The sequence below is a fragment of the Nocardia carnea NBRC 14403 genome (assembly GCF_000308515.1).
GTDB lineage: Bacteria > Actinomycetota > Actinomycetes > Mycobacteriales > Mycobacteriaceae > Nocardia > Nocardia carnea.
Genome location: NZ_BAFV01000027.1, coordinates 37066 through 62819, shown reverse-complemented (window position 1 = coordinate 62819; position 25754 = coordinate 37066). Strand labels below are relative to the sequence as shown.

Sequence of the window (25754 nt, the reverse complement as noted above, 5' to 3'; positions counted from 1 at the left end):
CGGAGTCCGCAGTAGACTCGACAACTCTGTGCACACCCCAGCGCAACGCGTGCACACCGTGATTTCGTGTCCGCCGAACTTGTCCCGCGTGGGTGAGAAGGAGCCAGAACTTGCCCGACAACCGCACCCAGGAACGCGCAGGCGCCCTGGACTCCGCCGAGTCACCGCCGGACGCGGCGACCCGAGATATCGATCAGGAGCAGGCGCACCTGTCGGTGCTGTACGACCGGCTGGACGGCATGCGCGCCTACGCCGACCAGCGGTTACGCACGGTACTGCTGGAAACCGGCGGCACCCCGCAGGCACGTACCGAACGCGAATCGTTCAGCCAGCTCTACACCGAGGACCTGGCCAAATACGACGCCGCCGAGCACGGCCTGTGCTTCGGCCGGATCGATATCACCGACGGCGAGGAAGGTCCGGAACAGCGCTATATCGGCCGCCTCGGCATCCTCGACGAGGACAACGATTACGAAACCCTGCTCCTGGATTGGCGTGCTCCGCTGGCCCGGCCGTTCTACCTGGCCACCACCGCCGCGCCCGACGGCGTGGCCCGCCGGCGCCATATCCGCTCCCGCAACCGCCGGGTGACCGCGGTCAACGACGAATACCTCGATCTCGACGCCGCCCGCCGGGCCGGCGCCACCGCCTCCGACGGCGGGGTCGGCAGCGAGAGCGCGCTGCTCGCGGCCCTGAACGCGGCACGCACCGGGCATATGTCCGACATCGTGGAAACCATCCAGACCGAACAGGACGCGATCATTCGCGCCGAACACAAGAGCGTTCTGGTGGTACAGGGCGGGCCGGGCACCGGTAAGACCGCGGTCGCGCTGCACCGCGCCGCCTACCTGCTCTACACCTATCGCCAGCAGCTGGCGAAGAGCGGTGTGCTGATCATCGGACCCAATGCCACCTTCCTCGACTACATCGGCCAGGTCCTGCCGTCGCTCGGTGAGACAGGGGTACTGCTGTCCACCATCGGCGACCTGTATCCGGGCGTGAAAGCAACCCTGGAGGATTCGCTGCGGGCCGGTGAACTCAAAGGGTCGCTGCAGGTTCTCGACATCCTGAAGAACGCCGTCCGCGACCGGCAGGAGGTGCCGCGCGAACCCATCACCCTGACCTTCGACGGCTATCCGGTCACGCTGGACCGCAAGATCGTGACCCGGGCCCGGGGCCGGGCCCGCTCTTCGCGCCGCCCGCACAATCTGGCCCGCCCGATCTTCGTATCGATGGTGATCGAAGCACTCACCGATCAGCTGGCGCAGACCATGGGCGCCGACCCACTGGGTGGTGGCCGCAGCCTGCTCAGCGCCGCCGACCTCAGCGAGATCAGCGACGAACTGCGCGCCGACGCCACGGTCACCCGGGTGCTGGCCCAACTGTGGCCGCTGCTGACCCCGCAGCAGGTCCTCAGCGATCTGCTCGCCGACCCCGAGCGGCTCGACCGGGCCGCCGGCAAAATCCTCGAACCGGAGGACCGCGCCGAACTCGTGCGCACCGGCACCGGCGAGTTCAGCGCCGCCGACGCGCCCCTGCTCGACGAGCTGGCCGAACTCCTGGGCACCGACGATGCGGAGGAACGCGAACGCGCGCGGCGGCGCTGGCGTGCCCAGCTGGCCGAGGCGCAGGACGCCCTGGACATCCTGACCGGTTCGGCCCCGCAGGATCTCGAGGACGAACTGGACCCGGAAATCCTGATGGCCTACGACCTGATCGATGCGAGCCAGCTCGCCGAACGTCAGCAGGTGCGCAACCGGCAGACCACCGCCGAACGCGCCGCCGGCGACCGCAGCTGGACCTACGGGCATGTGATCGTGGACGAGGCGCAGGAACTATCGGAGATGGCCTGGCGCATGGTGATGCGCCGGATCCCGAACCGGTGGGTCACCGTGGTCGGGGATATCGCGCAGACCGGTGATCCGGCGGGCGCGCATTCGTGGGCGCAGATGCTGGAACCGTATGTGGCCAAACGCTGGAAACGCACCGAGCTGACGGTGAACTACCGCACCCCGGCCGAGATCATGGCGGTCGCCGCGGATGTACTGTCCGCCATCGACCCCGCCGCCCAGGTGCCGCGCTCGGTACGGGAAACGGGCCGGATACCGCGGGCGCATCGGGTGGCCGCGGCGGAGATCGCCGACACCCTGGCCGCTTTGCTCGCCGAGCAGCAGGGCCCGGGTACCGCGGCGGTACTGGCTCCGGCCGAGAACATCGGCGAACTCGCGCATCTGGCCGGCGAATCGGTACGGGTACTCACGGTGACCGAGGCCAAGGGCCTGGAATTCGATGCGGTGTACCTGGTGGAACCGAGCGCAGTGATCGCCGATTCACCACGCGGCCGCAACGATCTGTACGTCGCCCTCACCCGCGCAACCCAGCAGCTCACCGTGGTGCACAGCACCGATCTCCCGCCCGAACTGCACCGCCTCGCACCCTGATCCGGGCCCGCGCATACCCGGCACCCGATACCAGTTCAGAGCCCCGCCATCGCCCCGGCTCCCGGAGCCGGAGCAGCAGTCCGGCCACACCGACCATCGGCGGCCCGATCAGGGGCATCCGATGCGGTGTCACGTGGGCAGCCCCAGTTGATCCCGGGTGTGCCGACCGTGTCCACCGGCCCGCCGCGCCCCGGTACGCGAACGCCCCGCCCGGAACATGTTCCGGGCGGGGCGAAGCGACCGATATGCGGCTCAGCGCACCGTGTGCACGATCAGGACATCGGATTTCGATTTACGCGCTACATCGGAGGGCACCGAACCCAGCAACCGTCCGGCCAGCGTGTTCAGGCCCCGGTTACCGACCACGAGCAGGTCCGCCTGCGTTTCCTTGACCAGGTCCAGCAGGGATTCGACCGGTTCACCGACCATCGCCTTCTCCACGATCTCCTTGGCGCCCGCTGCCACGGCCCGATCCCGCGCGGTACGCAGAATCTCGTTGGTGGGCGCCGAACCGCGAACCTGGTACGCCTCGTCCTTGAGCATATCGCTCGCGGCGGCGACGTCACGGTCGTCGGTCGGGTAGTAGGCGCAGGCCAGGATCAGTGTCGAACCCGCGGCTCCCGCCAATGCGGCGGCCTTGTCCACGGCGACATACGACGAGTCCGAGCCGTCGGTACCGACGACAATGGTCCGGTAGGCGGTCATTCTCTCCTCCAACTGTGCGGGGTATAAACGCGGCTGCGCCGAACGCTGCCGGAAAGTCGGCAACGGCGCAGCGACTGCGTAGACCATAGCCGTAACCGAGGCCCGAGTAACCTGATTCGTTCTACATCACATTGCGTCGCGGCGGTGTCAGTGTTTCACATTTCCGCTTCCCGGAGCGGCAGCGACCGCATCTACCTGGATGTTCCCGTCACCATGCGGTCGAACATGTGAGACATCACAAGAAGTGCGAACACCATTGGCGCCGTGGGATTTTCCTCACAGCCCAGGTGACCGCAACCGGCACCGGATCACCGAATAGGGGCCACTGCTAGAACAGCGGACCGGTAATGGTCAGCCCCAATTCCTCGTTTTTCGCGAAGAAACCGAACATCATCACCAGGGCGCCCGCGAGGGCAAGGTCCTTGTTGAACTGGATGGTTTCGGACTGGGTTGCCTCCGGATCGGTTTCCTTCCAGAAACTGTGCATCATGATCATGGTGGGGACGATCATCACCAGCAGCAGCAACGCACCCAGGTCGGCCCAGATGCCCAGCAGAATGCTGATACTCCCGAGCAACATGAGCGCACCGGAGGCCCGGACCGCCATCTCCGGCATGGGCACGCCCTTGGACTGCGCATAGCCGGCCATCGCCTTCGTCTGGGTGAAATGCCCCATTGCCGAGCTCAGAAACAGGATGACGAACATCACCCGGCCGATCAATACCACGACATCCATGTGCAGCTCCTCGCTCTCACCGACGGGTACCGCTTACATGTCGAATCCGAAATTCGATTATGAGGCAGGCAGCACCTTGGAAGTCACCTCATCGCGCGAGCGTAACGAATTCTTGGCATATTCCAGCGGCGCCATTCCGACCTCCGCGGTGAACTCACGGGTGAAATGCGCCTGATCGAAATATCCGAGGTCGGCGGCGAGCGCGGCGAGATCGTCGGTACGGCCGCGGGCCAGCAGATCGGCACCGTCCTGGAGCCGGTACCGGCGCAACACCCATTTCGGCCCGGCACCGATATACCGCCGGAACAGCCGCTGCAGGGTCCGCGGTGAAACACCGAACCGCTCGGTGACCTGATCGACCCGGGTGAGTTCCGGATCCTGCGCCATCACGGCCGCGATCCGCAGCACGAGCCGATAGTTCGGATCGTCGCGCCGGGTCCGGGCGCGCAGATAGTCCTCCACCAACCGGCGCCGGCCGGCATCGGCGGGTGTGGCCAGCACCCGGTCGGCGAGATCTCCGATATCGGGCAGTACCTCGGCGGCGGGCACGGCCCGGTCTCGCAGCCCGCCCACATCGAGGCCGGTGAACGCCCCGAACCCGCCGGGCCGGAACCGCACCCCGAAGGTCTCCCCGCGACCGGCGAGCTCCCGGACGTATTTCCGGGTGCACACACCGTTGACGAATCCCCCGAAACGATCGCCGTCGCGTTCGAAGGTGAGATGCACACACGGAAACGGAAGCACCTCGGCGACGTAGGGCGCCCGCCCGCGCATATCCCAGCGCACGGCCCAATACCACTCGACGTACTCCGCGACCGCCGGGCCGGCCGGCAACCGCTCGAGCGTGCGATAGCGCTCCTGCTCATGCGGATGCAGTATCGCCTTCCGATCGCCGGCCCCCGGCGGTACTACGGCCCCGGAATCACTCATCCCTGGACTCCCCGATCCCGCAGCGCCCGATTCCGAACCCTCGTGCGCCGGTCTTCCCCACGGCCGGCGGCAAGTCCGCCGGTGGGTTGCCGCGGCTCCCCCACGCGGCCCCGATCGAATCGGGCCGACATCTCCATCCACCCGGCCCTCCCGCTGTGTATCCCCGTCGCCCCCGGTGACGATCCGCCGGTCCGGGAGCGCAACCACGTCGCCGGGTGCGATATCGATAGGCCCAGCACATCCGACGGCGCGGCAGGCGCGATAAGGCGGTATCGGAAGTCCGCGAAGGCCGTACCGGTCTGCTGCCGACGGCCCACTCGGTTTCGGCGCGCCCCGGTGCACCGAAACCCATCGGTGCACCGGCTCCGGGCCCACCCGCCATCGGCTTCGGCGAGCTGTCGCTTTCTTACAAGATCCAGGCCGCGCACCCGAGCAGAATCGAACTCATGAGCGAAACAGTGAATCCGATTCCCGAGGGCTATCACTCGATCACCGTGTTCATCGCGGTGCCGGACGGCAAGGCCGCCCTCGACTTCTACCGCGCCGTTTTCGGTGCCGAGGTGCTCTCCCGCAACGATATGCCCGACGGGCAGCCCGCCCATGCCGAACTGAAGATCGGCGATTCCACGATCCAGCTGGGCATGCCGGTACCGGACCAGAACGTGCTGGCCCCGACCGGTGAATGGGTGCACACCTCGCTGGTGCACTACTGTCCGGATGTCGACGCTGTGATCGCCCGCGCGCGTGCGCACGGCGCGAAGGTCGCCGAGGATCCGGCCACCTTCGTCACCGGCGACCGCTACGGGGCCCTGCTGGACCCGTTCGGTCACCGCTGGGTGGTGATGACCCGGGTGGAGGACGTCTCCCGTGAAGAGGCCGAACGCCGGGTCGAGGAATGGATGGCCACCCAGGGCTGACCGTCCGCGGTAACGCGACGCGGTCACTGCAATCCGGCCGCGTCCATACCGCGCAGCTCCTTCTTCAGGTCGGCGATTTCGTCGCGGAGCCGGCCCGCGAGCTCGAACTGCAGTTCGCGGGCCGCATTCATCATCTGATCGGTGAGCTCGGCCACCAGATCGGCCAATTCGGCCCGCGGCATCGACTTGATATCGCGACCTTCCACGATGCCCGCGCTCACCGCCCGGCCCGGCTCCCCCTGCGCCCGCCGGCCGCGGCTGGCATTACGACCGGATCCGCCGACCGCGACCTCGTCGTCGGCCTCGGAATAGACCTGATCGAGGATATCGGCGATCTTCTTGCGCAGCGGTTGCGGATCGATCCCCATTTCCGCGTTGTAGGCGAGCTGTTTGGCACGACGGCGTTCGGTTTCGTCGATGGCGTCGCGCATCGAATCGGTGATCTTGTCCGCGTACATGTGCACCTCGCCCGAAACGTTTCGGGCGGCACGGCCGATCGTCTGGATGAGGCTCTTGGTGCTGCGCAGGAACCCTTCCTTATCGGCGTCCAAGATGGCCACCAGCGAAACCTCCGGCAGGTCCAGGCCCTCACGCAGCAGGTTGATCCCGACCAGTACGTCGTATTCGCCGAGACGCAGCTGGCGCAGCAACTCGACACGGCGCAAGGTGTCGATCTCGGAATGCAGGTAGCGCACCCGCAGGCCCAGCCCGAGCAGATAGTCGGTGAGATCCTCGGCCATCTTCTTGGTGAGTGTGGTGACCAGTACCCGCTCGTCGCGTTCGATCCGCTGCCGGACCTCGTGCACCAGATCGTCGATCTGCCCCTTGGTGGGTTTGACCACCACCTGCGGATCGACCAGACCGGTCGGGCGGATGACCTGTTCGACCACCTCACCGCCGACGCGGCCGAGTTCGTAATCGCCCGGGGTGGCCGACAGGTACACGGCCTGACCGATCCGTTCGGCGAACTCCTCCCACGTCAACGGCCGGTTGTCCACCGCCGACGGTAGCCGGAACCCGTATTCGACGAGGTTGCGTTTGCGCGACATATCCCCCTCGTACATACCGCCGATCTGCGGCACCGTGACATGGGATTCGTCGATGACCAGCAGGAAATCGTCGGGGAAATAATCGAGCAGGGTGGCCGGAGCCGAGCCCGCGGGCCGCCCGTCGATATGCCGTGAATAATTCTCGATACCCGAGCAGAAACCGACCTGCCGGATCATTTCCAGGTCGTATTGGGTCCGCATCCGCAACCGTTGCGCTTCGAGCAGTTTGCCTTTGCCTTCCAGATCTGCCAGGCGTTCTTCCAGCTCGGCCTCGATATCGGTGACCGCCCGCGCCATCCGGTCCGGCCCGGCCACATAGTGGGTGGCCGGGAAGATCCGCACCATATCGACCTTGCGCACCACATCCCCGGTGAGGGGGTGCAGATAATAGAGTTCCTCGATCTCGTCACCGAAGAATTCGATCCGCACCGCCAGTTCCTCATAGGACGGGATGATCTCGACGGTATCGCCGCGCACCCGGAACGATCCCCTGGTGAAGGCCATATCGTTGCGTGTGTACTGGACGTCCACCAGCATGCGCAGAAACGCATCGCGGTCGACCTCCGCGCCCACCTCCAGCAGCACCGAACGATCCAGATACGACTGCGGGGTGCCCAGGCCGTAGATACAGGACACCGAGGCCACCACCACCACATCGCGCCGGGACAGCAGTGCGGAGGTGGCCGAATGGCGCAGCCGCTCCACATCGTCGTTGATCGAGCTGTCCTTCTCGATATAGGTATCGGTCTGCGCGATATAGGCCTCGGGCTGGTAGTAGTCGTAATAGGAGACGAAATACTCCACCGCGTTGTGCGGGAGCATTTCGCGCAGCTCGTTGGCCAGCTGCGCCGCGAGGGTTTTGTTCGGGGCCATCACCAGCGTGGGCCGCTGCAATCGTTCGATGAGCCAGGCCGTGGTGGCGGATTTACCGGTACCGGTGGCACCCAGCAGCACCACATCGGGTTCCCCGGCCGTGATCCGGCGTTCCAGCTCCTCGATCGCGGCGGGCTGATCCCCGGCGGGCTGATACGGACTGACGACCTCGAACTGCCCGCCGGTCCGCTCGATCTCCCCGACCGGGCGGAACTCCGATTTCGCCAGGGGAGTTTGCCCGTCGGCCTCGGTTCCGCTGACGCCGGCCGCACGGAGTTCGGTTGCGAATGCCATATCCCCAGACTAAGCCCGCCCACCGACACGATTCCGGACTCCACCACGGTGGCGGCCCCGCCGGGTACGGCACCGCGCACATCACCGCGGTCCTGGGTAGATTCTCCAGCTGTGACCAAGGCAGCCAGTGTGCACGTCCACCGGCCGAAGGTGGAGTACTTCGATATCGCGGAACTGACCAATACCGATCCGAAGGGGTTCATCCGCGCGGTCGAGCGCTACCATCTCGAGCCCTGGGGCCTGTACATGGCCCGCACCGCCGACCACCCCCAGTTCCACTACCTCGAATCCTGGCTGCTGCCCACGCTCGGCATACGTGCGACGGTGTTCCACTTCCATCCCGCGCATATGCGCGACCAGGACTACTACATCGATATCGGGGAGTTCGGCGAATTCGAGCCGAAACGCTGGCGATCGGTCGACCACTACCTGGACCTGGTGGTCCGGACGGGCCGCGAAACCCAACTGCTGGACGTCGACGAACTCCTGGCGGCCCACGCGACCGGCCTCCTCGACGCGGCCACCGCCGAGCAGGCCGTGGCCACCGCCACCCGCGCAATCGACGGTATCGCCGCCCACGGCCACGACTTCCTGGCCTGGACCGAGTCTCTGGAGATGCCGCTGACTTGGATGTGAACTCCTCTTCACCCTCCCCGGGGCCGCGGCCATTCCGCATGGCCCAGGCACCTGGGTGGCATAGCAGACGTCCAGAGGCCGCCGCTCAGGCATCCGTTCGCCCAGGGACCCGGAAACCGACGGTGAGGTCTGTACAAGGGCAGCAGCATGGCCGGGCAGACCGATCGACCGGGACAACGGTGCGGGGCTCGCCCGCGTCGAGCGGCGCCCTACACGTCGGGCAGCCGTGTGTGGCTGCGCTCCGACGGTCCGATCGCGAACCGGGGCCGGCGCGTCACGGTGCTATCGAGCTGCGCCGACCGGAAGTCCCGCGGAATTGCGCAGCACCGACCGGCGCGATACGACACCCGGCCGGCTCCTCGGGCACCGCCCTTGCCCGGACGTGGGAGCACGGCGCCCCACCCGCCGACCAGCCGGGGCAGTCGAGACCGCGGACTCGGCGAGGCCGGGCCCCCGGTGGCCTCCGGTCGGCTCGACATCCCCGGCGCTCGGTGTTCTAGTCGACCACCCGCTGGACCATTCCGGTCAACCATGGCTCCCGCGCCGCGGTATACGCCGCCCACGCCTCGTCCCCCGCGAGCCCCTCGGTCTTTGCCGCCGCCGCACGGATCACCTCGGTGTACTCAGCGCGGAGCTGTTCATCGGCCCGCAACCGGTCGCGGAACGCCAGGGCGAATTCCTGCCGGGGGCTTCCCTCCATCCGGAGGTATACGAAAGCAGGACGGCCCGGATCCGCGCTGCCGTGCAGCCGGCCCTCGGTGAATCCGTCTCCTTCCGCGAGTGCCGGTTCGCGGAACGGCGCCGGAAGTTCCGGGAATCCGGCACCGGCCAACGCGTCCCGAATACCGTCGGCGCCGGCCCGGTCAGCGACCGTGATCTGAAATTCGAGAACATCCGGCGCGGGTAGATCCGGCACCGCGGTGGCACCGATATGGTCCACCCGCTCGGCTGCCGCACCGGCCGCGACCTGCAACCGCGCGATCAACCGCTGCGCCTGCGCGGCCCATTCCGGCCTGGCTTCCACGTCCACGATGCCGAACTCGGGCCGCACCGCGATACCGGCGCGCATATTCGCTTCGAACGGCACCAGCCGCCGCTCCCACAGGCGCGCGACCTCGGCTTCCACCGCGCCCGCGGCACCGTTGTTGTCCAGGAGCACGTCGGCGGCGGCGTAGCGCTGTTCGTCGGTGGCCTGCGCCGCGATCCGGGCGCGCGCATCGGCTTCATCCACGCCGCGGAATTCGACCAGCCGCCGCAACCGGGTTTCGGTGGCGGCGTCCACGACCAGCACCAAGTTCACGAACGGCGCCATATTGTTCTCTACCAGCAACGGAACATCCTGCACCACAATGGCATCCGGTGCAGCCGCGGCGAGCAGCGCGGCAGTGCGCTGCCCCACCAGGGGATGGGTGATGGAGTTCAGGGTCGCGCGGGATTCGTCGTCGCGGAACGCCTTGGCGGCGAGGGCGGGCCGGTCGAGGCTGCCGTCGGCGGCCAGGATATCCGCGCCGAACGCCTCGACAAGGGCGGCCAGTCCGGGAGTTCCGGGTGCCACCACCTCCCGGGCGATGACGTCGGAGTCGATGATCACCGCCCCGTGTTCGGCGAGTGCCCGCGCGACCGTCGATTTGCCCGCGCCCATACCTCCGGTGAGGCCGATTCGTAACATTGGCTCAGTTTCGCATCCACGGCTCGAACCGCGGCCGACAGGTGGTACCGCGGTCGCTGGTCCGACACGCCCACGGGTGCCCGATCCGGAAATGTCCGGACCACGAGATTCACTCGGATAATCTGCGTTTGCCGCAATATCGACGGGAATTGCCCTTTTTCCGATAGCACTTGTTACGACAAGCAAAGGAAAGAGTATGCGCACCAGAGAAATCCGTACAGGCCGCCACCGGCTGGGTTCGGCGGGTCGCGTGCATTGCGTTTTTATTCCGGCCGTCGCGAGATATCTGCGCGAAAACCGGCGTTCGTGGTTCACCGTTTTCCTGGTCCCGGCGCAACACAGTTTCGCCGCCAAACGCCACCGGCCCGTCGTACCCCGAGTGCGTATGCGCTGGATTCCCGCGCCCGCAGGCTGACGAAAAATACTGGTGGACGGCCCGGCACCGAGGTGCCGGGCCGTCGTCGTTTTCCGTACTCGTCAGGTACCGATAGCGAAGACCCCCGGTTCGCGATGAACCGGGGGTCTTCGTCAGATCTTCGGGGCTACCCGATTACGCCTCAGGCGTTACCGGAGAGCTTCTCCCGCAGGGCCGCGAGCTGGGCATCGCTGGCCAGCGAACCACCCGACTCGGCGGGAGCGCTGGTCTGCGCGCCGCTTTCGGAGGAGTAGTTCGACGCACCGCTGCCGTTGACGGCCTCGGCCGCGGCGTCGGCGGCCATCTTCTCCATCTGCGCGGTGTGCATCTTGTGCCGGCGCTCCGCCTCGGCGTAGCGGCCTTCCCACTCTTCGCGCTGCTTGTCGAAGCCCTCGAGCCATTCGTTGGTCTCGGGATCGAAGCCTTCGGGGAAGATGTAGTTGCCCTGCTCGTCGTAGCTGTCGGCCATGCCGTACTTCGACGGATCGAACTCGGGGCTGTAGTCCTCGTTGGCCTGCTTGAGGCTCAGCGAGATCCGGCGACGCTCCAGGTCGATATCGATGACCTTGACCATCGCGTCGTCGCCGACGACCACGACCTGGTCCGGGACCTCCACGTGGCGCTCGGCCAGTTCGGAGATGTGCACCAGGCCCTCGATGCCCTCCTCGACGCGGACGAACGCGCCGAACGGGACGAGCTTGGTGACCTTGCCCGGCACGATCTGGCCGATGGCATGGGTGCGGGCGAACTGCCGCCACGGATCTTCCTGGGTGGCCTTCAGCGACAGCGAGACACGCTCGCGGTCCAGGTCGACGTCGAGGACCTCGACGGTGACCTCGTTGCCGACCTCGACCACCTCGGACGGGTGATCGATATGCTTCCAGGACAGCTCGGAGACGTGCACCAGACCGTCGACACCGCCGAGATCGACGAAGGCGCCGAAGTTGACGATGGAGGAGACCACACCCTTGCGGACCTGGCCCTTCTGCAGCTGGTGCAGGAATTCGCTGCGCACCTCGGACTGGGTCTGTTCCAGCCAGGCACGACGCGACAGAACCACGTTGTTGCGGTTCTTGTCCAGCTCGATGATCTTGGCCTCGATCTCCTTGCCGACGTACGGCTGCAGATCGCGGACGCGGCGCATCTCGACCAGCGACGCGGGCAGGAAGCCGCGCAGACCGATATCGAGGATCAGACCGCCCTTGACGACCTCGATCACAGTGCCGCGAACGGCCTCGTCCTTCTCCTTGAGCTCCTCGATCGTGCCCCAGGCGCGCTCGTACTGAGCCCGCTTCTTGGACAGGATCAGGCGACCCTCTTTGTCCTCCTTGGTGAGGACAAGGGCCTCCACCTCATCGCCCACGGAAACGACCTCGTTCGGGTCGACATCGTGTTTGATGGAGAGCTCGCGAGACGGAATGACGCCTTCGGTTTTGTAACCGATGTCGAGCAGGACCTCGTCGCGGTCGACTTTGACGATGGTTCCTTCGACGATATCGCCGTCGTTGAAGTACTTGATCGTGGCGTCGATGGCGGCGAGGAAATCCTCGGCGGAGCCGATGTCGTTAACGGCTACCTGCGGCGAGGTGACGGTGGTGGGCATGTGGCGGTTTGCTCCGGACGGATTGTGATCGGTTGCGGACATTGAGACTTTCGGTACGCTGCGATACACCCAGCTGCTCCGGGTGTGATCACTTGCGGGTTCAGCGTACGCGACCCGTATCCAGCCGGGCAAACGACCCCCCGCTGCGGATCTATAAGCTTCGCGTCGTGTCCGACGACCTCGTTCAAGATCGCCACGCTCAGGCCACCGCACTACTGGGAACCACGGGTGCCGCACGCTCGCGAGTCGATTCGAAAGAAAGCGAGCGGGCGAGCCGGCGCTGGTGGGATGCCGACGCCGGCGACTACCACGATACCCACGGAGAGTTCCTGGGCACCGCTAGTCCGGGGGGTGAGTTCGTGTGGTGCCCGGAAGGGCTGCACGAAGGCGATATGCGGCTGCTCGGGGAGATCGCTGGGAAACGGATCCTGGAACTCGGCTGCGGTTCGGCACCCTGTGCGCGCTGGCTGGCCGGTCAGGGGGCGCATCCGGTGGGCCTGGATCTGTCGATGGGAATGTTGTCTCGGGGGCTTGCCGCGATGGCGCAGGGCGGGCCCCGGGTCCCGCTGGTCCAGGCGGGCGCGGAGGATCTGCCGTTCGCCGGCGAATCGTTCGATCTGGCGTGTTCGGCCTTCGGTGCCGTGCCGTTCGTCGCCGATTCCGCCCGCGTCATGCGGGAGGTCGCCCGGGTGCTGCGGCCCGGCGGTCGCTGGGTTTTCGCGGTGAACCATCCGATGCGCTGGATCTTCCGCGACGATCCGGGGCCGGACGGCCTCGAGGCCGTGCTCCCCTATTTCGACCGCACCCCGTACACCGAATTCGACAGCGACGGCCGCTGCACCTATGTGGAGCACCATCGCACGATCGGCGATCGCGTCCGGGAAATCGTGGGCGCGGGATTGGTGCTCGACGATATCGTCGAGCCCGATTGGCCGGAATGGCTCGACCGGGAATGGGGGCAGTGGAGCCCGCTGCGGGGACAGATATTCCCGGGTACGGCCATATTCGTCAGCCATAAACCGGAATAGCGACCCGTAGCACGCGCAGAAAACACCCCCCGGGCCCGCGGTGGCCGCGGGCCCGGGGGGCGCCGGAACTGTTCAGGAGTCGTCGCTGCGGGGAGCCCGCGGTGAACGGCCGGCCTGGTCGAGAGCGCGCCGTAGCGCGAACTCGATCTGCGCGTTCACGCTGCGCAGATCGTCGGCCGCCCATTTCGCCACGGCGTCGTATACCGCCGGGTCGAGCCGGAGCAGGACCTTCTTGCGCTCGGCCATCAGCTGTACAGCGATCCCGCATTGACCACGGGCTGGGCGGGCCGGTCACCGCACAGCACTACAAGCAGGTTCGAGACCATGGTCGCCTTGCGTTCCTCGTCCAGATCCACCATGCCTTCGGCGGTGAGTCGTTCCAAGGCCATCCCGACCATGCCGACCGCGCCCTCCACGATCCGGGCCCGCGCGGCGACGACCTGGTTCGCCTGCTGGCGCACCAGCATCGCCTGGGCGATTTCCGGCGCGTAGGCGAGGTGGGTGATCCGCGCCTCGATGACCTCGATACCCGCGGTTTCGGTGCGATCGCGCAGTTCGACGGTGAGTTCTCCGGCGACCTCGGCGCCGTCCCGCAGGCTGGTGCGGTCGTCGTCGTGGGCGTCGTAGGGGTGGGTGGTGGCCAGATGCCGGACCGCGGCCTCGGACTGTGTCGCCACATATTCTTCGTAGTCGTCCACGGCGAATGCGGCCTTGAAGCTGTCGACCACCTTGTAGACCACCACCGCGGCGATCTCCACGGGGTTACCGTCGGCGTCGTTGACCTTCAGTTTCTGCGTTTCGAAGTTGCGGACCCGCAGGGAGATGCTGCGCCGGTCGGTCAGCGGCAGGACCGAGAAGAAGCCGGGATCGCTCACCGACCCGATATAGCGGCCGAAGAACTGGACGACCTTGGCCTCGTTGGGGTTCACCACGGTCAGCCCGGTGATTCCGAGGAACAGCAGTACAGCCACGACGCAGGCGACGATGGCCCCGGCCAGCGCGGCGGCGTTCTCGTTCTGCCCGAAGGCGACGAAACCGGCCACCGCCACGGCCGCCAGCGCGATCGTCAGAACCAGCCAGATCAGCAACACCACGAACCCGTTGACCCGTGCGGCGTCCCGAAACTTCATGACATCCTCCCTCTATCAAAGTGATATCACTAAGATAGCAACGAGCGGTGGTCCCGGCAAGCTCCGGCCCAAGGGCGCAAGCAGCCAGAGGAACCGGAACAGTGCGGGATCGACGGCCACCGCCACGGCCTTCGCACCGGCTCGCGACACCGGCCTGCCGGTCCGGACCCAGCGCGCATTCTGCGACGATGACCGGATGGACGGGACGGAATCGGGACAGCGGCTTCGACTGGGTCTCGTCGAAGGCGACGGGATCGGGCCGGAGGTGGTGGGTTCGGCGCGGCGGGTGGTGGACGAAGCGCTGACGGCCACCGGATGCCTCGCCGCGGAATGGGCCGAACTGCCGATGGGCCGGCGGGCGATCGACGAATTCGGATCGGCGCTACCGGAATCCACCCTCGAGGGTTTGGCCGGCACCGACGGCTGGATCCTCGGACCGCACGACAATGCGTCCTATCCCCCGCAGCACCGCATCGCTCCGGGCGGCGCGATCCGCCGCCACTTCGGCCTGTACGCCAATATCCGTCCGGCGCAGGCTTTTCCCGGAATCCGTGCGGTCGCGCCGGATATCGATCTGGTGATCGTGCGGGAGAACAGCGAAGGGTTCTACGCGGACCGGAACATGGCCGTCGGGTCCGGCGAGTTCTGTCCCACCCCGGATATCGCGCTGTCGGTCGGCCTCGTGACCCGCGCGGCGAGCGAGCGGATCGCGCACGAGGCGTTCCGGCTCGCCGCCACCAGGCGTGGCCGGGTGACGATCGTGCACAAGGCGAATGTGCTGCCACTGACCATGGGCCTGTTCAAGGATGCCTGTTACACGGTGGCGGACGAATACCCCGGGATCGCGGTCGACGACGAGCACGTCGACGCGGCAGCCGCCCATCTGGTCCGCGCGCCCGGCGACTACGACGTCATCGTCACCGAGAACCTGTTCGGCGATATCCTCTCCGATCTCGCCGCCCAGCTCGGTGGATCGCTGGGCACGGCGGCCTCGCTGAACTGCTCCACCACTCACGCGATGGCGCAGGCGGTCCACGGCGCGGCGCCGGAGCTGGCGGGCCACAACCGGGCGAACCCCGTGGCCCTGCACCGCTCCACGGCCATGCTCCTGCGCTGGCTCGCGCAGCGCCGCGAGGATCCGCCGCTGGCGCACGCGGCAGATCGGATCGACCGCGCGGTGGCCGCGACCTTCGCCGCCGGTATCGCCACCGCGGATCTCGGCGGACTGGCCTCGACCGCGGAATTCACCGAGCAGGTCACCGCACGCATCCACCGCCGTTGACGCATGTCACGCGCGAAGCTCCTTGACGATTGCCGGTAACGATTCGCCGGTCACGGCGCGCGGAACCGCCGGTGCGAGCGGACGCCGGACAGACATCGAACCAGGTCGCAGCGGTGATCGGCGCGCCGGCGCCGGCTGTGGCCGCGTACTTCGTGATCCGGCGCAGTCTGCGCCGGCGGCAACAGGTGGCGGAGATCGCCGCCGACACCGCCGGCCGGTGCGCAAGGTTTGCGCACCGAGCGTTCCCCCGCAACGACTCCGGCGCACCGGACAACACTCGGTGCACTGCGGTCCCGGCGACCGCCCCAGGGGTGCGCGGCAACCCGAATGTCGTGCGCTGGGACGTTTCCCACGCACTACTATTCCAGCAATCGTGAGAGGAACTCTTTCGTACGCCCGTGTTCCGGTTTCGCCAGCAGTTCCCGCGGCGGCCCCGCTTCGACCACCACACCGCCGTCCATGAACACCAGCTTGTCGGCGACCTCCCGTGCGAAACCCATCTCGTGGGTGACGACCACCATCGTCATTCCGGAATCGGCGAGTTCGCGCATCACCGTGAGTACCTCGCCGACCAGTTCGGGGTCCAAGGCGGAGGTGGGCTCGTCGAAGAGCATGAGTTTCGGGTCCATCGCCAAGGCGCGGGCTATCGCGACCCGCTGCTGCTGCCCGCCGGACAACTGGGCGGGATAGGCATTTGCCTTGTCCGCCAACCCGACTCGATCCAGGAGTTCCTTCGCGCGGGCGGTCGCGTCGGCCTTGCGCATTTTCTTCACCTGCATCGGTGCCTCGATGACATTGCCGAGCGCGGTCCGGTGCGGGAAGAGGTTGAAATGCTGGAAGACCATCCCGATCCCGCGGCGCTGCCGCGCGGCGTCACGAGGGTGCAGTTCGTAGAGCCGTCCGGCTTTCTCGCGGTAGCCGACCAGTTCCCCGGCCACATACAACCGCCCCGCGCTCACCTGTTCGAGATGGTTGATACAGCGCAGGAATGTCGATTTTCCCGATCCGGAGGGGCCGATGAGGCACAGCACCTCACCGTGCCGTACCTCCAGCGATATCCCGTTGAGCACGCGCAACGCACCGAAGTTCTTGTGCACCCGGTCCGCGCGGACCATCGGCTCCGTACTGGTCGCGGTCATTTCGCCCGTGCCTCCCCTTGTGCATCGGCCAGCTCCTGGAGCTGTTTGGCCGTCAGCTTCCGCGATATCCCGCGTGAATAGTATTTCTCCAGGTAGTACTGGCCGACCATCAGCACGCTGGTGATCGCCAGGTACCAGGTCGCGGTGACCAGCAGCAGCGGGATGGGCAGGAAGTTCACGCCGTAGATATCGCGGGCCCGCCCGAACAGGTCTGTGCTGAGCGGGATGGCGGTGACCAGGGCGGTGGTCTTCAGCATGCTGATGAGTTCGTTACCGGTCGGCGGGATGATCACCCGCATGGCCTGCGGTAGCACCGTCCGGCGCATGGTCTGTGACCAGGACATTCCCAGGGCCGTGGAGGCTTCGCGCTGCCCCTCCCCTACCGAATTGATACCGGCCCGGACGATCTCGGCCATATACGCCGCCTCGTTGAGGCCCAGCCCGAACGGCACGCCGAGCGCGACATGCTGGTACAGCGACGGCACCAGGCCCCAGAACACCAGCTGCACATACACCGGGGTGCCGCGGAAGATCCACAGGTACACCCAGGCGGTGGCGCGTAGTACCGGGTTCGGCGACAACCGCATCACCGCCAGCGTTGTGCCGAGCGCCACGGCGATCACCATCGCCAGCACGGTCAGCTCCAGGGTGACCACGGCACCGGAAGCGATTCTGGTATCCCGCAGGTACTGCCAGTACACATCCCAGCGATAGGCAGGGTTGGTTGCCGCACCGTAGAGGAACAGGCCCACGAGGACCAGGATCAGGACCGCCGCGAGCCACCGGCCCGGGCGCCGCAGGGGGACCGCCTTGATCGGTTCGGGTTCGTGGTCGTCGCGGGTCACACCCGGGTCGGTGGCCATGGTCAGCTCCTCGCGCCGTTGATCACGGAGGTGCCCAGCGCACCCTCCTGCACACCCCAGTTCTCGGTGATCTGCCGGTACTTCCCGCTGTCCATCAGATGCTGCACCGCATCCCGCAGTACCGGTGCGAGCGGGGACCCCTTGGCCACCGCCCAGCCGTACGGTGCGGCATCGAATACCGGGCCCGCCGGTTCGATCTTCCCGCCGGTTTGTTTGATGGCGTACGCCGTCACCGGGGAATCCGCGGACATGGCGTCGACCTGGCCCAGGACCAAGGCGTTGGTGACCGAGCTCTGCTCGTCGAACGCGTCGATGATGATCGGATCCTTCCCGGCGGCGACACACGCTTCGCTCTTGGCCGGGACCTCCTCGATATGTTCCACGGTCGTGGCCTGGACCGCGACGCGTTTACCGCAGGCGTTCTCCGGATCGATATCGTCACCCGTGCGCTGTGCCCACTGCACACCGGCGCTGAAGTAGGTGACGAAATCGACCTGCTGCTCCCGTTCGGGGGTATCGGTGATCGACGACATCCCGATGTCGTAGGTTCCGGCCTGAACGGCGGGGATGATCTTCTCGAACGCCGATTCGGTGTAGCGGGCGCGGATTCCCAGTACCGCGGTCACCGCATCCATCAGGTCGATATCGAAGCCGACGATCGCGCCGTGCCGGTCGCGATACTCGTTCGGCTGATACGGCACGTTCACGCCGACCACCACTTCCCCTGCCGCGGCGATATCCGGTGGTACCCGGGCCGCGAGCTCCGGCACGGTCTGCACCGTGATCTTCGGGGGGACCGGCCCGGTGTCCTCGATATTGGTTACGCACCCGGCCGCCAGCAGCACACCGGCGATCACGCACACCATCCGCCGGATCCGGGAACCGGATCGATCAGCCACCGTCACACCACCTGCCGTCGCAAGGAATCGGGCCCGCAGTCCGCTCGGTGGACGCGGCCGGCACTTCCACTCGAGGACGTTGTCAGCACAGTAGGCGAACCGCGGGTGCAACACGGCCGTAGTAACCGAGATTTGACCCACGCGCAGCACGAGCCCGGCCGATCCGCCGGATATCCCGCGGACGAACGGCTACCGTCTGCAGATCATGGTGCAGTCGGTGGAATTACTGCTCGACGACAAGTCCGAGCAGCGGATCCGGCGACAGTGGGAACTGCTCGCCGAAGCGGGCCTGCCCGGCCTGGGACGCGGGGCCCGCGCCGGCGACGCCGAAAGTCACCGGCCCCATATCACCGTGGCGGTGGCCCGGCAGATCTGGCCGCGGATCGACACCGACCTGGACCGTTTACCTTTCCGGCCGTTCCCGATCCGTCTCGGCGGTGTACTGGTGTTCGGCGCGCGGCGGCCGATTCTGGTGCGCGCGGTGGTGCCGTCGGAACAACTACTGGCCTGGCATCGGCGGGTGTATCAGATCGTGGCACCGTGCCCGGATGTTCCGGCGAACCTGCATCCGAACCAGTGGACTCCGCATATCACGCTGGCCCGGCGGGTATTGCCGCAGCGGATCGGAGAGGCGGTGAGCGCGGTGGCCACGGACAAGGACACCGCCGCGACCGTGGTGGGTCTGCGACGCTGGGACGGGAACCGCCGCCAGGCCTGGCCGATCGCCGAACACGGCTGACCGGACGCCCACACGAGCCGATATATGACAACGTAGGGTGGGGCCCGGTGGCGTACGACACCGCCGTGGAACAACCGCGGCCGGGGCCGGCGTTGCAGCCTGTATACCGACCACGAGAGGACGTCATGGCCACCCAGACACTGACGCAACAGAACTTCGATGAGGTAGTCACCGGCAACGACGTGGTACTCGTCGATTTCTGGGCTTCCTGGTGCGGACCGTGCCGCAGTTTCGCACCCACCTACGAGGCATCGGCGGACAAGCATCCCGATGTCGTGCACGGCAAGGTCGATACCGAGGCCGAACAGGGCCTGGCCGCGGCCGCCAATATCCAGTCCATCCCGACCATCATGGCTTTCCGCGAAGGCGTCCTGGTCTTCGCCCAGCCGGGTGCGCTGCCGCCCGCCGCGCTCGAGGATCTGGTTTCTCAGGTCAAGGACCTCGATATGGACGAGGTTCGTAAGCAACTCGCCGAGCAACAAGCAGCCAACGGCGAAGTGGCCGAATAGAATCGACGAACGACGGCGGGCTCCACACTTTCCGGGGATGGTGTAGAGCCCGCCGTCGTGTCGTATCCGGCACCGGGTCGATCCCCGGTGCCGGATCAGCGGATCAGCGCCGGGCGACCAAGCGGTTCACGCTGGCGATCATCGCGCGCACCGAGGATTGCGCACCGTCCGCCGCGAGGGCCACGCCCCAGCCGCGCCGGCCGTCGAATTCGCATTGCACGAAGGTGGCGGTTCCCGCGGCGGTCCGGCGCTGATGGAAGCGCAGGATCTCCACGGGATAGCCCGCCTCGTAGAGGGCGGAGGTCATGGCCGCGATCGGGCTACCGGCGGCCACCACCGAACGCGACCACCCCGGAAACTCTAGGGTGGCGGTGAACGCGCCGCCGCGGGCACCGGTGGACGACCAGCCCGCGAGGCTGATCGGACCGGCACATTCGCCGAAGCGTTCATGGAATTGGGCCGCGGTGAGCTCCGCGCATTCGGTGCGCAGGCTACGGGGAGCGGCAGTGGTCAGGGCGTCGTTGTCCAGCGTCAGTGTGGTCATGAGCACGTAGGTCTTCCCAGAGAAGGTCGGCAGGTTGGGGGACCAGCAAAAATCGAGAAAAGGGGCCCGCAGCGAGGGGGCCGGTCCGAATCAGACCCCGCTACGGCGGGTTACTACTACGGCAAGAACCCGCCCGGCCGGCTTCGCGATACGCGCAAGAAGCGCCGCGCCCTCGCGGTCCGCGAGAATCGGCGCGGCACGTAGGCCGTCGGCGTGGATCTGCACGGTGTCGAGGATAAAGACTCACCCGGCGGATAGCAACCACATACACGCCGCGGTTCGCGCTACCCCACAGTAGTGTTTCCGCTGGTCATCGGCACGTAACCCAGAATTTCCCGGACCCGCCGGTGACGAAGCAGACTCCGCGCCGGTAGTCCCGCCGCTCGGGGCGAACTTCCGGCCGACCGTCAGGGGCCTGCCTGGACATGTGGATGACGACGCAGGTCGGCACCGCCTCGTGTCGACCTGCGCCGGGCGAGCCCGGGCCACGCTCCGCCTTCCCTGTCGCGGCTGTACCGCCGGGCGGTCCGGGCGCGGGACCGAGCCTTCGGGCCGCGGCTGCGTCAGGCTGCTCGACGGCCCGATATCCGACGCGACCCGCGGCACTTCGGTCAGTGTGCGGCGGCGTCCCAGCTACGCCCGATACCGACCGAAACGCTCAGCGGCACAGAAAGTTCGATCGCCGAGGACATATTGTCGCGCACCAGGTCGCGCAGTTGGTCCTGCTCTCCCGGCGCCACCTCGAGGACGAGTTCGTCGTGGATCTGCAGCAGCACCCGGGACCGCAGGCCCGAATCGGCCAGCGCCCGGTGCACGTTGATCATGGCGACCTTGATGATGTCGGCGGCCGTGCCCTGGATGGGGGCGTTGAGCGCCATCCGTTCCGCGGACTCGCGGCGCTGCCGGTTGCTGTGGTCGAGATCGGGCAGGTAGCGGCGGCGGCCGAACAGGGTCTGGGTGTAGCCGACCTTGCGGGCCTGGTCCACGACGGCCTGCAGATAATCGCGGATCCCGCCGAACCGGGCGAAGTAGACCTCCATCTGCTCCTTCGCCTCCTGGGTGCTGATCTTCAGCTGGGCGGACAGCCCGTAGGAGCTCAGGCCGTAGGCCAGCCCGTAGGACATGGCCTTGATCCGGCGGCGCAGTTCCGGCGACACCTCGGAGATCGGGATATCGAAGGCCTTCGACGCGACGAAGCTGTGCAGATCCTCGCCGGAGTTGAACGCTTCGATGAGCCCCTCGTCACCGGACAGATGCGCCATGATGCGCATTTCGATCTGGCTGTAGTCGGCGGTCATCAGCGATTCGTAGCCGTCGCCGACCACGAAGGTATCCCGGATCATGCGGCCGGTATCGGTGCGGATGGGGATGTTCTGCAGATTGGGTTCGGTGGACGACAGCCGGCCGGTGGCGGCGATGGTCTGGTTGAAGGTGGTGTGGATCCGGCCGTCGTCGGCGACGGCTTTCAGCAGGCCGTCGACGGTGACCTTGAGGCGGGTGGCGTCGCGGTGGGCGAGCAGATGCTGCAGGAACGGATGCTCGGTTTTCTCGTACAGGGATTCCAGCGCGTCCGCATCGGTGGTGTAGCCGGTTTTGGTGCGTTTGGTCTTGGGCATATCGAGCTCGTCGAACAGCACCACCTGCAGCTGTTTCGGCGAGCCGAGGTTGATCTGCTTGCCGATCACGTCGTAGGCGGCGTTCGCGGCGTCGGCGACCTTGTCGGCGAACTGACGTTGCAGCGCGGTGAGCTGATCGTTGTCCACCGCGATGCCGGCGTCCTCGAGTTCGGCGAGCACCCCGAGCAGCGGCAGTTCCATCTCGTCCAGCAGCGGCCGGGATTCGATCTTGCCGAGCTCTTCGTCCAGGGCGCCGGCCAGATCGGCCACGGCGCGGGCGCGCAGCATCTCGCCCTGGGCGAGTTCGGTATCGACCGCGTCCTCGGCGTCCAAGAGCGAAAGCTGCGGTGCCGCCTCGGTTTCGGTGCGCAGTTCGCGATGCAGATAGCGCAGCGACAGATCGTCCAGGTTGAAACTGCGCTGGCCCGGACGGACCAGGTAGGCGGCGAGGGCGGTATCACTGGTGAGTCCCGCCAAGGTCCAGCCGCGGCCCCGTAGCGCGTGCAGCGCGCTCTTGGCCTCGTGCAGCGCTTTGCCGGGGCCGGGATCGGCCAGCCACGCCCCGAGCGCCGCCTCGTCCTCGGGTGTGAGGGCGGTGATATCGATATAGGCGGACTCTTCGTCCGCGGCCGAAATCGCGAGGGCACGCACATCCCCGGCGGCCGGAACGCCGCTCCCGACGATCGAAATACCGTGCCGGGCTCCGGCTTTCGCATGTTCGGCCAGCCAGTCCGCCACACTGCCCGGCGTCAGCGTCTGCCCGCTGATCTCGAAACCGGATTCGGCCTCGACGGTGGGCGGGGCGAGGGTTTCGAACAGCCGGTCGCGCAGGACCCGGAATTCCAGATCGTCGAACAACTGATGGATCCGCTCCCGGTTCCAGGCGCCCTGGGCGAGCTGGTCGGGGGTGTAGGGCAGCGGGACATCGCGGACCATCTCGGTGAGCTGGCGGTTGAGCACCACGCTGCTGAGATTGGCGCGTAGCGCGTCGCCGACCTTGCCGCGTACCTCGTCCACCTTGTCGACCAAGGTGTTCAGATCGCCGTATTCCCGGATCCATTTGGCGGCGGTTTTCTCGCCCACCCCGGGGATGCCGGGCAGGTTGTCGCTCGGGTCGCCACGCAGGGCCGCGTAGTCCGGGTACTGGGCCGGGCTCAGACCGTATTTCTTGTCCACCTCTTCCGGAGTGAACCGGGTGAGTTCGGAGACGCCCTTACGGGGATAGAGGACGGTGACGTTCTCGTCGACCAACTGGATGGCATCGCGGTCGCCCGTGACGATGAGCACCCGGTAGCCCTGCGGTACCGCCTGGCTGGTGAGGGTCGCGATGATGTCGTCGGCCTCATAGCCCTCGATCGCCATCACCGGGATACCGAGGGCACCCAGCACCTCTTTGGTGAGCTCGACCTGGCCGCGGAATTCGTCCGGAGTCTTGGCCCGATTCGCCTTGTACTCGGGGAACGCATCCACGCGGAAGGTCTGCCGGGACACGTCGAAGGCGGCGGCGACGTGGGTGGGCTTCTCGTCGCGCAGCAGGTTGATGAGCATGGCAGTGAACCCGTACACCGCATTCGTGGTCTGGCCGGTGACGGTTTGGAAGTTCTCCGCCGGCAGCGCGTAGAACGCGCGGTAGGCCAGGGAATGTCCGTCCAGTAGCAGCAGCGTGGGCCGGGTTTCCGGCGATCCGGAAGTATCGGCGGTGGCGGGGAGGCTCGGCTGCGCAGTGGTCGGTGGGGTCACACCCGGAGAGTCTAGGGACTACCTCCGACACAGGACCCAGTGAGTGTCGCCGGTTCCATCGCCGGCCGGGAAATACCGGTGACTCGGCGGTCGGCACAGCCGCGGGCCCTCGGCCCCGAGGCCCGCAACGACCGTCGGCACTGTGATGAGAGCGCGCGCTGTCGCTTGGTTTGTCGACCGCGTGTGCGCCGCCCGGCGGGCGCCCTGTATCAGCCGACGCCGAGATATGCCGCCTGTACAGCAGGATCGTCCAGCAGTTCGCGACCGGGCCCGGATTTGGTGACCGCACCGGTCTCCAGGATGTAGCCGCGATCACTGCGTGCCAGCGCCTGCCGCGCGTTCTGTTCCACCAGCAGCACCGTGGTCCCGGTGGCGTTGATCTCGGCGATGATCCGGAAGATCTGCTGGATCACCATCGGCGCGAGCCCCATGGACGGTTCGTCCAGCAGCAGCAGCCGTGGCCGCGCCATCAGCGCGCGGCCGATGGCCACCATCTGCTGTTCGCCGCCCGACAGGGTGCCGCCCACCTGTTTCTCCCGCTCCCGCAGCCGCGGGAACAGTTCGAACACCCGGTCCAGGGCAGCGGCATGATCGCTCTTGTTCCGGAAGGGCCGGGCGTAGCACCCCATATCCAGGTTCTCCCGCACCGTCATCCCGGGGAACACTCCGCGCCCCTCCGGTGCCTGCACCAGCCCGGCGAGCACCCGCCGGTGCGCCTGTACGCGGCTGATATCGCTGCCCTCGAACAGGATCCGGCCGCGGGTCAGCGGGAGCAGACCGGAGAGCGCGCGCATGGTGGTCGTCTTCCCGGCACCGTTGGCGCCCAGCAGCGTCACCAGCTCCCCCTCGGCGACCTGCAGTGAAATCCCGTGCAGTGCCTCGATTCTGCCGTAGCCGACGACGATATCCTCGACCTCGAGAAGTGGTTCGCCGCCGGGTTTCCCGCGCTCGGATGCGGTCATCACCGATCCTCCGATTCCTCGCCGGCACCGGCGGCCGGATCGTGTTCCGCGCGCAGTGCCACAGTGGACACCGAGACATCCTCGGCGGTCAGTTCGTCGTCGGGCACCCCGAGATACGCGGCGATCACCGCGGGATCGGTCCGGATATCGGCAGGCAGGCCGTCGGCGATCTTGCGGCCGAATTCCAGCACCACGATCCGGTCGGTCACGCCCATGACCAGCCGCATATCGTGTTCGATCAGCAGTACCGTGAACCCGTCGTCGCGGATTTTGCGGATCAGATCCATGAGCGCGGATTTCTCGCTCGGATTGAATCCGGCGGCCGGTTCGTCCAGGCACAACAGTTTCGGCTCGGTGGCCAGTGCGCGGGCGATCTCCAACCGGCGCTGATCGCCGTAGGAGAGATTGCGGGCCTTCTCCACCGCGCGGGGGGCGATACCGACGAATTCCAGGAGGGCCATCCCCCGGGCGATCGCATCGTGTTCCTCGCGCCGGTGCCGCCCGGTCCGCAGAATCGCACCCGGCACGGAGGTGCGGTGGCGGGCATCGGTTCCCACCACCACGTTCTCCAGGGCGGTCATCTCACCGAACAGGCGCACGTTCTGGAAGGTCCGCGCGATACCGAGCCGGGTGATCGCGTGCCGTTTGGTCTTGGTGAGCGGTTTCCCGTCGAAGAACACCACCCCCGCGCTCGGCCGGTACACCCCGGTGATGGCGTTGAAGCAGGTGGTCTTCCCCGCACCGTTCGGCCCGATCAGTCCCAGGATCTCACCGCGGCGGATGTCGAAACTCACCGAATCCAGGGCGGTGAGCCCGCCGAACCGCACCGTGAGGCCCTCCGTGCGCAGGAGCGGTTCGCCGACCTGGGTCCGGATCTCCCGGTGCGCGGCCACCGCTTCGGCAACGGCGGCGTCGTCGGCGAGCGCCGGATCGACCGCGGTCACATCCACCTCCCCCGCCGATTCGGCGCGGGGTTCGGCGGTATAGCCCGCGGCCATATCCTCGTTGTCGAACAGGGCGTCGCCTGCGTGCGGG

General features: G+C 67.0%; 24 protein-coding genes. 8 read left to right on the top strand and 16 right to left on the bottom strand.

Translation table 11 applies throughout. The annotated features are described in order from the left end of the window. The first annotated feature begins 110 nt into the window (after positions 1 to 110). Entirely contained in the window at positions 111 to 2441 is a 2331-nt protein-coding gene (locus ON22_RS10095) for a HelD family protein (RefSeq protein WP_081595459.1), read from the top strand. Between the two features lie 252 nt (positions 2442 to 2693). On the opposite strand, the gene ON22_RS10090 is transcribed toward ON22_RS10095, so the two are convergent. From ON22_RS10090 to ON22_RS10080, 3 genes are all read right to left on the bottom strand, one after another. After that, complete coding sequence (locus ON22_RS10090; RefSeq protein WP_033245472.1) at positions 2694 to 3146, bottom strand: universal stress protein; 453 nt, start codon at positions 3144 to 3146, stop codon at positions 2694 to 2696. 328 nt (positions 3147 to 3474) lie between these two features. Next, positions 3475 to 3882 (bottom strand): DoxX family protein, encoded by a 408-nt coding sequence (locus ON22_RS10085; RefSeq protein ID WP_033245209.1) that lies wholly within the window; start codon positions 3880 to 3882, stop codon positions 3475 to 3477. A 57-nt stretch (positions 3883 to 3939) separates the two neighbouring features. Further along, positions 3940 to 4812, bottom strand: coding sequence for a helix-turn-helix domain-containing protein (locus ON22_RS10080; protein WP_033245208.1), 873 nt, complete (start codon positions 4810 to 4812; stop codon positions 3940 to 3942). Between the two features lie 446 nt (positions 4813 to 5258). Between ON22_RS10080 and ON22_RS10075 the strand changes: the two genes are divergently transcribed. Next, positions 5259 to 5729: a VOC family protein gene (locus ON22_RS10075; RefSeq protein ID WP_033245207.1), complete on the top strand. Its 471-nt coding sequence runs from the start codon at positions 5259 to 5261 to the stop codon at positions 5727 to 5729. Between the two features lie 23 nt (positions 5730 to 5752). Here ON22_RS10075 and uvrB read toward each other — a convergent pair whose 3' ends face one another. Continuing rightward, positions 5753 to 7945 (bottom strand): excinuclease ABC subunit UvrB, encoded by a 2193-nt coding sequence (gene uvrB, locus ON22_RS10070; protein ID WP_269322826.1) that lies wholly within the window; start codon positions 7943 to 7945, stop codon positions 5753 to 5755. 111 nt (positions 7946 to 8056) lie between these two features. Between uvrB and ON22_RS10065 the strand changes: the two genes are divergently transcribed. Beyond that, complete coding sequence (locus tag ON22_RS10065; protein WP_033245206.1) at positions 8057 to 8581, top strand: ribonuclease FAU-1 family protein; 525 nt, start codon at positions 8057 to 8059, stop codon at positions 8579 to 8581. A 496-nt stretch (positions 8582 to 9077) separates the two neighbouring features. Here ON22_RS10065 and coaE read toward each other — a convergent pair whose 3' ends face one another. After that, a complete protein-coding gene (coaE, locus tag ON22_RS10060) occupies positions 9078 to 10250 on the bottom strand; it encodes a dephospho-CoA kinase (RefSeq protein ID WP_033245205.1) in 1173 nt (390 codons plus the stop codon). A gap of 196 nt (positions 10251 to 10446) precedes the next feature. Here coaE and ON22_RS35600 point away from each other — a divergent pair, with 196 nt between their 5' ends. Further along, entirely contained in the window at positions 10447 to 10665 is a 219-nt protein-coding gene (locus ON22_RS35600; RefSeq protein ID WP_081595458.1) for a hypothetical protein, read from the top strand. A 142-nt stretch (positions 10666 to 10807) separates the two neighbouring features. Here the strand turns inward: ON22_RS35600 and rpsA are convergent, their stop codons facing one another. After that, positions 10808 to 12268, bottom strand: a complete 1461-nt coding sequence (gene rpsA, locus ON22_RS10055; protein ID WP_033245204.1) for a 30S ribosomal protein S1 — start codon at positions 12266 to 12268, stop codon at positions 10808 to 10810. A gap of 167 nt (positions 12269 to 12435) precedes the next feature. Between rpsA and ON22_RS10050 the strand changes: the two genes are divergently transcribed. Next, a complete protein-coding gene (locus tag ON22_RS10050) occupies positions 12436 to 13296 on the top strand; it encodes a class I SAM-dependent methyltransferase (protein WP_033245203.1) in 861 nt (286 codons plus the stop codon). A 72-nt stretch (positions 13297 to 13368) separates the two neighbouring features. Here ON22_RS10050 and ON22_RS37225 read toward each other — a convergent pair whose 3' ends face one another. Together ON22_RS37225 and ON22_RS10045 are read right to left on the bottom strand one after the other, a co-directional pair. Further along, on the bottom strand, positions 13369 to 13542 hold the full coding sequence (locus ON22_RS37225; RefSeq protein WP_169332459.1) for a type II toxin-antitoxin system antitoxin: 174 nt from the start codon (positions 13540 to 13542) through the stop codon (positions 13369 to 13371). Beyond that, positions 13542 to 14426, bottom strand: coding sequence for an SPFH domain-containing protein (locus tag ON22_RS10045; RefSeq protein WP_033245202.1), 885 nt, complete (start codon positions 14424 to 14426; stop codon positions 13542 to 13544). The genes ON22_RS37225 and ON22_RS10045 overlap by 1 nt, the downstream gene beginning before the upstream one ends. A gap of 196 nt (positions 14427 to 14622) precedes the next feature. Here ON22_RS10045 and ON22_RS10040 point away from each other — a divergent pair, with 196 nt between their 5' ends. After that, on the top strand, positions 14623 to 15708 hold the full coding sequence (locus ON22_RS10040) for an isocitrate/isopropylmalate dehydrogenase family protein (protein ID WP_033245201.1): 1086 nt from the start codon (positions 14623 to 14625) through the stop codon (positions 15706 to 15708). A 359-nt stretch (positions 15709 to 16067) separates the two neighbouring features. On the opposite strand, the gene ON22_RS10030 is transcribed toward ON22_RS10040, so the two are convergent. The 3 genes from ON22_RS10030 to ON22_RS10020 are packed head-to-tail and all read right to left on the bottom strand — an operon-like array spanning position 16068 to position 18576. Then, positions 16068 to 16847 carry an amino acid ABC transporter ATP-binding protein gene (locus ON22_RS10030; protein WP_033245199.1) on the bottom strand — a complete coding sequence of 260 codons (780 nt, stop codon included), beginning with the start codon at positions 16845 to 16847 and terminating at the stop codon, positions 16068 to 16070. Continuing rightward, the gene (locus ON22_RS10025; RefSeq protein ID WP_373280849.1) at positions 16844 to 17716 is read right to left on the bottom strand and encodes an amino acid ABC transporter permease; all 873 of its coding nucleotides are present in this window, start codon (positions 17714 to 17716) and stop codon (positions 16844 to 16846) included. The genes ON22_RS10030 and ON22_RS10025 overlap by 4 nt, the downstream gene beginning before the upstream one ends. Further along, entirely contained in the window at positions 17713 to 18576 is an 864-nt protein-coding gene (locus tag ON22_RS10020) for an ABC transporter substrate-binding protein (protein ID WP_081595457.1), read from the bottom strand. Before ON22_RS10020 ends, ON22_RS10025 begins: the two co-directional genes overlap by 4 nt. Positions 18577 to 18814: 238 nt before the next feature. Here ON22_RS10020 and ON22_RS10015 point away from each other — a divergent pair, with 238 nt between their 5' ends. Both ON22_RS10015 and trxA read left to right on the top strand, forming a co-directional pair. Further along, positions 18815 to 19348, top strand: coding sequence for a 2'-5' RNA ligase family protein (locus ON22_RS10015; RefSeq protein WP_033245198.1), 534 nt, complete (start codon positions 18815 to 18817; stop codon positions 19346 to 19348). Positions 19349 to 19473: 125 nt separating this feature from the next. Continuing rightward, positions 19474 to 19857, top strand: coding sequence for a thioredoxin (gene trxA / locus ON22_RS10010; RefSeq protein ID WP_033245197.1), 384 nt, complete (start codon positions 19474 to 19476; stop codon positions 19855 to 19857). A gap of 103 nt (positions 19858 to 19960) precedes the next feature. On the opposite strand, the gene ON22_RS10005 is transcribed toward trxA, so the two are convergent. The 5 genes from ON22_RS10005 to ON22_RS09990 form a co-directional block, all read right to left on the bottom strand. Then, positions 19961 to 20401 (bottom strand): 2-isopropylmalate synthase, encoded by a 441-nt coding sequence (locus ON22_RS10005; RefSeq protein ID WP_033245196.1) that lies wholly within the window; start codon positions 20399 to 20401, stop codon positions 19961 to 19963. 90 nt (positions 20402 to 20491) lie between these two features. Continuing rightward, positions 20492 to 20626 carry a hypothetical protein gene (locus tag ON22_RS37900; protein ID WP_255218523.1) on the bottom strand — a complete coding sequence of 45 codons (135 nt, stop codon included), beginning with the start codon at positions 20624 to 20626 and terminating at the stop codon, positions 20492 to 20494. 386 nt (positions 20627 to 21012) lie between these two features. After that, complete coding sequence (gene polA, locus ON22_RS10000) at positions 21013 to 23757, bottom strand: DNA polymerase I (protein WP_051157390.1); 2745 nt, start codon at positions 23755 to 23757, stop codon at positions 21013 to 21015. A gap of 209 nt (positions 23758 to 23966) precedes the next feature. Beyond that, positions 23967 to 24719, bottom strand: coding sequence for an ABC transporter ATP-binding protein (locus tag ON22_RS09995; protein ID WP_033245195.1), 753 nt, complete (start codon positions 24717 to 24719; stop codon positions 23967 to 23969). Then, positions 24719 to 25717, bottom strand: coding sequence for an ABC transporter ATP-binding protein (locus ON22_RS09990; RefSeq protein WP_081595470.1), 999 nt, complete (start codon positions 25715 to 25717; stop codon positions 24719 to 24721). Before ON22_RS09990 ends, ON22_RS09995 begins: the two co-directional genes overlap by 1 nt. Positions 25718 to 25754 lie beyond the last annotated feature (37 nt).